The sequence below is a fragment of the Collinsella aerofaciens genome (assembly GCF_040920445.1).
In the GTDB taxonomy this organism is placed as follows: Bacteria; Actinomycetota; Coriobacteriia; order Coriobacteriales; family Coriobacteriaceae; genus Collinsella; species Collinsella aerofaciens_BH.
The window spans coordinates 1-8,608 of the sequence record NZ_JBCOTQ010000070.1; the positions used below are offsets into that span (position 1 = coordinate 1).

Annotated in this window: 7 protein-coding genes; 2 read left to right on the forward strand and 5 right to left on the reverse strand. The window is 61.2% G+C overall.

All coding sequences use genetic code 11. The features are described from left to right. Positions 1–207: 207 nt before the first annotated feature. The 4 genes from AB5405_RS09050 to AB5405_RS09065 all read right to left on the reverse strand — a co-directional run bounded on the left by AB5405_RS09050 (position 208) and on the right by AB5405_RS09065 (position 5,084). Positions 208–1,668 carry a S1C family serine protease gene (locus tag AB5405_RS09050; RefSeq protein ID WP_368138255.1) on the reverse strand — a complete coding sequence of 487 codons (1,461 nt, stop codon included), beginning with the start codon at positions 1,666–1,668 and terminating at the stop codon, positions 208–210. A gap of 208 nt (positions 1,669–1,876) precedes the next feature. Further along, positions 1,877–2,539, reverse strand: coding sequence for a response regulator transcription factor (locus tag AB5405_RS09055; RefSeq protein WP_161145500.1), 663 nt, complete (start codon positions 2,537–2,539; stop codon positions 1,877–1,879). A gap of 50 nt (positions 2,540–2,589) precedes the next feature. Continuing rightward, positions 2,590–3,927 carry a glutamine synthetase family protein gene (locus AB5405_RS09060; RefSeq protein ID WP_152067386.1) on the reverse strand — a complete coding sequence of 446 codons (1,338 nt, stop codon included), beginning with the start codon at positions 3,925–3,927 and terminating at the stop codon, positions 2,590–2,592. Between the two features lie 134 nt (positions 3,928–4,061). Continuing rightward, positions 4,062–5,084, reverse strand: coding sequence for a LacI family DNA-binding transcriptional regulator (locus tag AB5405_RS09065; RefSeq protein WP_349087675.1), 1,023 nt, complete (start codon positions 5,082–5,084; stop codon positions 4,062–4,064). A gap of 232 nt (positions 5,085–5,316) precedes the next feature. Between AB5405_RS09065 and AB5405_RS09070 the strand changes: the two genes are divergently transcribed. Then, positions 5,317–6,351: a PfkB family carbohydrate kinase gene (locus AB5405_RS09070; protein ID WP_349116518.1), complete on the forward strand. Its 1,035-nt coding sequence runs from the start codon at positions 5,317–5,319 to the stop codon at positions 6,349–6,351. A 254-nt stretch (positions 6,352–6,605) separates the two neighbouring features. Beyond that, a complete protein-coding gene (gene eda / locus AB5405_RS09075; RefSeq protein ID WP_368138256.1) occupies positions 6,606–7,247 on the forward strand; it encodes a bifunctional 4-hydroxy-2-oxoglutarate aldolase/2-dehydro-3-deoxy-phosphogluconate aldolase in 642 nt (213 codons plus the stop codon). A 391-nt stretch (positions 7,248–7,638) separates the two neighbouring features. Here eda and AB5405_RS09080 read toward each other — a convergent pair whose 3' ends face one another. Continuing rightward, positions 7,639–8,331, reverse strand: a complete 693-nt coding sequence (locus tag AB5405_RS09080; RefSeq protein ID WP_368138257.1) for a GntR family transcriptional regulator — start codon at positions 8,329–8,331, stop codon at positions 7,639–7,641. Positions 8,332–8,608 lie beyond the last annotated feature (277 nt).

Consider the following 8,608-nt stretch of genomic DNA (forward strand, 5'->3'; position numbering starts at 1 on the left):
CCACCGGTCGCGATGGAGCCAAATCGCCCTTTCCAACCGCACCGAATCGGCAGCCGCCAGACCGGGGTGGGTCGCGCAATCAAACCATGCCCTTGCCATTTCCAAATGATCCGTTTTCCTCCGTCCCCAACGGATCAATAAGAAAAGAGGGGCTGTCCCGCGTTGATGGGACAGCCCCTCTGACTTCGATATGTGCGATACGGCTCGTTAGAAACCCTGACCGTAGCCTTGACCCTGGCCCTGCTGGCCCAGCAGCTCCTCCAGGTACTGGCGCAGCTGCTCATCGGTAATACCGCCGTTGCCGGTGTCGGTCGAACTGTCGTCCTGCTGTTGGTTCTGCAGCTCTTCATCGGAGCCCAGCTCGACGGTGACCTTCTTCTCTTCCTTGCCGCGCATGAGCGTGATCTCAACCTTCTCGCCCACCTCGTGGCTGCGCAGTGCGATGATCAGGCCATCGGCGCTCGTGATCTCGTCGTCGCCCAGCTTGGTGATGACGTCACCCTCCTGAATGCCGGCCTTGGCGGCGGGGCCGTCCTCAACGACGCTCGCCACATACGCGCCGCTATCGGTGCTCAGCTTGTTGGTGCGGGCGTTAAGCGCATTGACGCTCGAAAGCGTAGCGCCCATGTACGGATGTACCGGCGTCTTGCCGTCGATGATCTGGTCGGCAATGTTCTTGGCGTAGTTAACGGGAATGGCAAAGCCCACGCCCGAGCTGGAGCCCGAGTAGCTCTCGATGAGCGAGTTGATGCCCACGAGCTCACCGTTGTCGTTGACGAGCGCGCCACCGGAGTTGCCCGGGTTGATGGCGGCATCGGTCTGGATCATGTTGGCATAGATGGTGTTACCACTGGTAGAGCTCATGGCCGTGGAGCGGTACAGCGCCGACACAATACCCGTGGAGACAGACTGCTCGTTGCCGAACGGCGAGCCAATCGCCATGACCCACTCGCCCACGTTGAGCTTGGAGGAGTCGCCGATCTCGATCGGCGTGAGCTTGGAGGCGTCGGCGTCCTTGAGCTTGATGACGGCCAGGTCGCTCGAGGCGTCGTTGCCCACGAACTCGGCCTCGTAGGTGGTGCCGTCGTCCATGGTCACCACGTACTGGTCATAGCCATCGACCACATGGTTGTTGGTTAGGATGTGGCCCTCGGTATCGAGCACCACGCCCGAACCGACGCTGCCCGAGTTATCCGACTCGTCGGCAGACTGCGAAAGCGAGCCATTCTGGCCGCCGCTCGAAGTGGCGGTAATGGAAACCACGGAGGGCAATGCCTTGGCAGAAACGGCCTCGGCCAGCGTGGTGTCCTCGGAATCAATCGTAATCTTTTGCGTCGACGAACCCGAAGCACCCGCCGTCACGGCATTCTTGCCGCCACCGATATCGAGCGTACCGCTCATAATGAGCGCGATGACCAGCAGGGCGCCGCAGGCACAGCCGGCGAGTGCCGTAATAAAGATCGGCAGCTTTTTGGTCTTGGTCTTGACCACTGTGTGCTTGTTCACGACCTGCGCACCGCCCAGCGGCTTGCCGGTCTGTGTGTCGTAGGCCTGCACGTAGGGAATGTTGCTGTCGGCAGGCGTCGACTCCACCTGCACACGCGGCTGCTGCTGCGTCTCGCCGGCGTTGCCCGCATCCTGGGGACGCTGGGAATCGTACTCGCTCATGGCTGCGATCCTTTCGTCAAATAACCAAAGGCCCGCCAAACATGTGGCGGGCCATCATTGTTCACGTTGAGTTGTACCCCAATATGCGGGCGAACGTGTATGAGAACGCAATCTTTTAGGAAGGCTTAAGTTCTGCTGCAAACTCGAAAGGGATCCACGCATGCGGCATAACCACCACAGAGGTGCCTGTCCCCGTTGTGGTGAGAATCTAGTCCTTAAACAGATAGCCCACGCCGCGGACGGTGGTGATGTGTGCCGCGATCTGCGGGCCCACCTTGGAGCGGATGCGTCGGATGTGCACGTCGACGGTGCGCGTGCCGCCGCAGTACTCAAAGCCCCACACGCGGTGCAGCAGCACCTCGCGGCTGTAGGCACGGTTGGGATGCGTCGCCAAAAAGCTCAGCAGCGAGTACTCCATCAGCGTCAGGTCGATGGGTTCGTCATCGAGCGTCACCTGGTAGGTAGCCAGGTTAATCTCGAGGTTGTCGATGTTGAGCACATCGTCGGCGGCGACGGTCTCCTCCTCGCCCATCAGGCGCTGCGCGCGAGCCTTGAGCTCGTTGGGCGTCGCCGTGGGGCATACAAAGTCGGCATGCGCGTGATTGGGCAGGCGCAGGGTGCCGAGCGCCTCGTCGTCGACGATCACCAACATGGGGACGCCGCCGCGATCGTCAAGCCACTTGGCAATCTGATCGATGCGGTCGCTGCGGATGCCATCGGAATCGAGGATCAGCAGGTCAAAGTCGTGCGCCGCAGTCGGCGAATCGGGGGTTGCCAAGCTCACCTCGACACCCAGAGTGGTCGTCAAGCTGCGGGCAAACTCGTGGAAGCGCGTCGTGCGCGCCATGAACAGGGCACTCTTTTCGGACATATCGGCCTCCAAAGAAATGAGCTCAATCGTACTGGAACAAGCCAGCACGATTAGGAGTTCGCCAGGTAGTGCTTGATCTCCCACTCGGTGATCGTAGACTCAAACTTATGCCACTCGTCGCGTTTCTTTTTGAGGAAGAAGCTGTGGATGTGCTCGCCGAGGGCATCCTTCATAAACTGCGAGTCCTCAAACACGTCGAGCGCCTCTTTGAGCGAGCGCGGCAGCGGCGTGTAGCCGGCCTCAACCATCTGACGGTCGGTGAGCTTGAGCGTCTCGGCCGTGGCCTCGGGCGGGAGCTCCAGCTTGCGCTCGATGCCGTCCAGACCAGCCGCCAGCGTGACGGCGTTGACCAGGTACGGATTGGCCATGGGGTCGGGGCTGCGCAGCTCGATGCGCGTGGACAGCTGCTTGCCGGGCTTGTAGACCGGGATGCGGACCATGCTCGCGCGGTTGCGCAGGCCCCACGTGGCGTACTGCGGCACGGAATCGCCGCCCGTGGTGATGCGCTTGTACGAGTTGACCGTGGGGTTGGTGATGGCGCTGATCTCGCGCGCGTGTGCCAGAATGCCGGCCATGTAGTGCTTGGCAATATCGGAGAGATGGTACTTCTCGTCGTCCTCGCCCCAAAAGACGTTGTTGCCGTCGTGGTCGAACAGCGACTGATGCAAAAACATGGCGCTGCCGTCCTCGCCCGCCAACGGCTTAGGCATAAAGGAGGCGTGGCAACCGCTCTCGTAGGCCTGCTGCTTAATGATGAGTTTGGCCGTGGTGATGGCGTCGGACATGCTCAGGGCCTCGGCGTGGCGCAGGCTCATGCCGTGCTGCGAGCGGCCGGCGGCGTGGAAGGTGTACTCCACGGGCACGGACATCTTCTCGAGCGTGAGGACCGTGTTGCGGCGCAGGTCGCGGGCGGCGTCACTCACCGAAAGATCGAAGTAACCCACGTTGTCGAGCGGCTCGGGCGTATGCTCGTCGGGGAAGTAGTAGTACTCCAGCTCGGCGCCCACGTTGAGCAGGTAGCCAGCCTTCTCGGCCTTGCGGAACATGCGGCGCAGGGCATCGCGCGGGTCGCCGGCAAACGGCTTGCGATCGGGAGTGCACACGTCGCAGAACACACGGGCGACGCCGTTGTGGCTCGGGCGCCACGGCAGAATCTGGAAGGTCGAAGCATCGGGAAACGCCAGCATGTCGGCTTCCTCGGGCGTGGCAAAGCCCTCGATGGCGGAGCCGTCAAAGCCAATACCCTCCTCAAAAGCGACCTCGAGGTCCTCGGGGCTAATGGCAAAATTCTTGAGGCGGCCGAGAATGTCGACAAACCACAGACGCACAAAGCGGATGTCACGCTGCTCTACGGAGCGGAGTACGTAATCGATGTTCTGCTGGTTCATGTCGCTCCCCTTTCTTTCGGGCGGGTTTCGACTGGTCTATATCGCAGATACTATCGCAGAAAAATGTTTCCGCAGGGTTAAAGCGTATCAAGCGCTCAAAAAACGTGTGCGAACAGGCAGTTACGAACGAGCGGCTAGCGCGAAGTTGATGCGCGATGTTCGATGTGACCGGGGATCTCGATGCGTTTAGGCGCCAGCTTCGCGGCCTCGCCCACGGTGGTGGTAACAACGTCGATACGCTCGGAGAGACGCTCGACCACGCGCTCGGCAATGGTGAGGGTGTCTTGCGCTGCCGTGGTGACGCCGCCAAAGAGCACATGGTTCCAGGGGTAGTCGTCAAACGTCGCGATCTTGAGCCCCGCCGGCAGCGAGGGACCAAGCTGCGCCAGCGCCTCGGTCAGACGCAGGAAAACCAGGCCGTTGACGGCAATGAGGCCGAGTTTTTTGCCCGCATAGCCGCGGATGGTCTCGTCCAAACGGCCAACGCCCGCGGCGCCACCGTCGGCCAGGGTGACGACCTCGCCCGCAAGGCCGCGTCGCGAAAGCTCGTCGGCAAAGGCCTCGGCGCGCTCTCGACGCACGGGACTGTCGTCGCTTGCCTCGGTGAGCAGGCACAGACGCTCGCTGCCCGCAGCTGCCAAGGCGTCTACCAAGCCGGCGACCAGCTCACGGTTGTTAGATGTCACCAGGTCAACACCGCCGTCGGCAACGTCGCGGTCGAGCAGCACGACGGGCAGACGTCCCGCTGCCGCGGCGATCGCCTTGTCGTTGCCTCCGCAGGTGTTGACGACCAGGCCGTCCACGCCGGCATCGATAAGTCTGGTGAGCGACTCCGCTTCCTTAGCGGGGTCGTTGCCGCTAATGGCCGTCATGAGCGAGCAGCCGCGCGCCGCGGCGCTGGCGGAAAGGCCCTCGAGCATGGCGCTCGAGAACGGGTTGGCGATGTCAGCCAGAATCACACCGATGAGGTTCGTACGCGAGCTGCGCAGATTGCGCGCGGCGGCACGTGGGCGATAGCCAGTGCGCTCGATAACTGCCGCGATGCGAGCACGGGTCTCCTCGGTCATTTGCCCGGGGCGGTTGTTGAGATAGCGCGAGACCGTGGCCGGGCTCACGCCCGCCTCGGCGGCAATGTCCTTGATTCTCATCTGCGCCATAGCGCACCCCGTTTCCCAATGTCGGCAGTCTGAGCCATTTTAGGCATTTTTTAAAAATCTCGGTTGCAAAACGCTGTAGGTGAGTATACTACAACTCGAAACGAAACCGATTTCGTAAACCGATTTCGGCGAGCGTTGGCACACAGGTGCAAAGACGCACCCTACCGTCTTGGCACCTGCGTGCCAACGCCATATCAAAGGTGTACGCACGAGTAAAAGGAGCTGCGCGACCATGGGTAAAACGGTTCTTACCTTCGGCGAGATCATGATGAGACTCTCACCCAAAGACCACCTGCGTATTGAGCAGGCAACCGAGTTTGACGTCCGCTACGGCGGCGCCGAGGCCAACACTGCGCTTTCCCTGGCCTACCAGGGCGACAAGGCCGCTTACGTCTCCGTTGTCCCGGCCAACCGTCTGGGCGAGTGCGCCCTGCGTTCGCTGAAGGCCTACGGCGTCGACACCACGCGCGTCGTGCGTCAGGGCGACCGCCTTGGCTCCTATGTGTTTGAGGTCGGTGCCTCGCAGCGCGGCAACGGTTGCGTCTACGACCGCAAGTACTCTGCCATCAACATGGCCAAGCGCGACGTCTTTGACTGGGACGAGATCCTCAAGGGCATCGATGTCTTCTATTTCTCCGGCGTGACCCCCGCCGTCTCCGATGAGATGGCCGCCGCCTGCAAGGATGCGCTCGCCGCCTGCCGCGCCAAGGGCATCACCACCGTGTGTGACGTGAACTATCGCGGCAAGATGTGGTCGCCCGAGAAGTCGCAGGCCACCATGAGGGAACTCCTGCCGCTCGTCGACATCTGCATCGCCAACGACGAGGATGCGCCTGCTGGCCTCGGTATGACCTGCGTCTCTGGCTCCCTTGCCCACGGCATAGAGGAGCGCGACACCTATGTCGAGATGGCCCGTCAGATCTGCGCCGAGTACGGCTGCAAGAAGGTCGCCTCGGTCGTCCGCAACATCTCCTGCGTCGAGCGCTCCATCTGGATGGGAATGCTCTTTGAGGCCGAGAGCGGCGAGCACTGGTTCTCCCCTGCTCACGACGTGCACGTACTCGAGGGCGTTGCCGCCGGCGACGCTTTCAACGCCGGCCTCGTCCATGCCCTCATCAACGACTTTGACCCGCAGGACGCTGTCAACTACGCGATTGCAGCCTCGATCCTCAAGCTCACTATCAAGGGCGATTCCAACTTGGTGACCGCAGACGAGATCGCAGCCGCGGCATCCGCCGCCGACGGTGGCACCCGCGTCGCCCGTTAATTCGTTCCCCATTCCGCGGGCCGCAGCTTTCCAATCCCATACCCCTGCGGCCCGCTCCCCGATTCCTCCGGCCGGGCAAAACCACCAGTCCCATTCCGGTTTTGCCTGGCATTCCCTACATGACTGGTCGAGCAGCCGGTTTTGGAATTGCTTGAACCCCAAGCAGTGCCTCCGATAACCAATCCAAAATCGGCTCCTGACCAGCACATTTGGCAATCACGCGCCCATGCGCGCCACACATCGAAAGGAACATCATGTTCGATCAGTTCTACACCACGCTTGAGTCCCTGGGCATCGTGCCGGTCGTTGTGCTCGACAAGGTCGAGGACGCCACTCCGCTCGCCCACGCCCTTATGGCAGCTGGCATGAAGTCCGCCGAGGTCACCTTCCGCACCGCCTGCGCCGCCGAGTGCATCGCCGCTATGGCCGAGGCCGAGCCCGAGATGTGCGTTGGCGCCGGCACTGTCCTGACCGTCGAGCAGGTTGAGCAGGCCCGCGCAGCCGGTGCCAAGTTCATCGTCTCCCCGGGTTACAACGAGGACGTCGTGAAGCACTGCATCGACATCGACCTGCCCGTCCTTCCCGGCACCGTGACCCCCTCCGAGGTCACCGCAGCCGAGAACCTGGGCCTCAAGGTCACCAAGTTCTTCCCCGCGTCCCAGTATGGCGGCCTGAACACCATCAAGGCCCTCGCCGCTCCGTTTGTCGGTCACCGCTTTATGCCTACCGGCGGCGTGAGCACCGCCAACGTCGAGGAGTACCTGAGCTCCTCCGCCATCATCGCCTGCGGTGGCACCTGGATGGTCAAGCCGGCCCTGTTTGCCGACGGCGACTTCTCCAAGGTCGAGCAGATCGCCCACGAGGCCATGGACGTCGTCAAGAAGGTCCGCGGCTAGGTTTAGCTCTCTATCGTGAAGGGGGGCGTGCCCTAGACCTCGCCCCCTTTCTTTTAAAGCGGCTCGGAAGCGCGCCGTTTCCGTCACGAACAAGAACCAAAACCGTCTTGTATGCTGATAGAACGTGACGGAAGCGACACGCCTCCAAGCCGCTTTGCCTACTCGGCTGGCCGTCGCGCTCAACTAAGCCACCTCGACAAAAGCCGAGCCACCAAAACAGCTGCGGCGCCGTCTGGAGGAATGGACCCTTGCTTCCGGTCTTTTCCTCCAAGCGGCGCCGCAGCTTTGTGCCCCGGTTACGCCCCAACGCAGTTGCGGTGAAATAGGGACTGTTTGCGCCACCTAGGCCGCAAAACAGTCCCTATTTCACCGCAACTTATATGGGGATTGATTAGATGGCCGAGTCTTTGGACAGCTCAAAATAGTCGGGATGCAAGGCGATAACCGGGCCCTGCTCCTCGGGCATCAGGTGCAAGTGCGTCTCTGCCAGATAGCTCGCCGCATCGGTATCGCCCCTCTTAATTGCCTCGAGAATCCGGCGATGCTGCCGACGAATCGGCTCCCAATCCAGGTCCTGCGACACCATACGCAACCAGTTGTATCGCTCAAAATGTGTGTTGACGCTCTTCATCCAATCCCACAACATGTGACGGCCGGCAATCTCAAAACACGTCTCATGGAACAGGTTGTCCAGATCGAAAAAGCGACGCGTTTCGCTATGGTCGAGCGACTCGGACTCGGCAAGAATCTGCTCGAGCCGCTGCTTTTGCTCGGGCGTAGCAGCCGAACAGCATTTAATAAGCACGCTTCTCTCGAGCTTCTCGCGCAAGAAACAGGCGTTCTCGGCGCGCTCCATGCTGATTTTTGAGACATAGGTGCCGCTTTTGGGACGCGTTTCCACCAGCTCCTGCTCACGCAGGCGCACAAAGGACTCGCGAATGGGCGTGCGCCCGATTCCCGTCTCCTTTTCCAGACCAATCGCCGAAAGGCGCGTGCCGGGCTTGAGCTCGGCATAGATAATCTTGGAGCGTAATGCGTTGTATGCCTGATCTTGCAGGCTCTGATAATGCTGGTGCTGTTCCATAAAGCCCTCGGATAAACCCTCGGTTAGTCGAATACCACCATGCAATACTATCGCATCGACACGCCCCAGCTCCCAATCAGTCTTTTTGGGACGGGGCTCTTTTAGCTACCCTGGCCCGCAGATCGGCCCCCTTGCCACAAAAGTGGCCCATCTACTACGTTAACACGGACAGCCTCGGCCATACCGAAAACCGTGAAAACAAAACCGACGCTCCTATAAGTTGTCAAGAGGCAGTTTGCGGGAGCGTTCTCTCCAATTCGCACAGGAGCTCGTAATA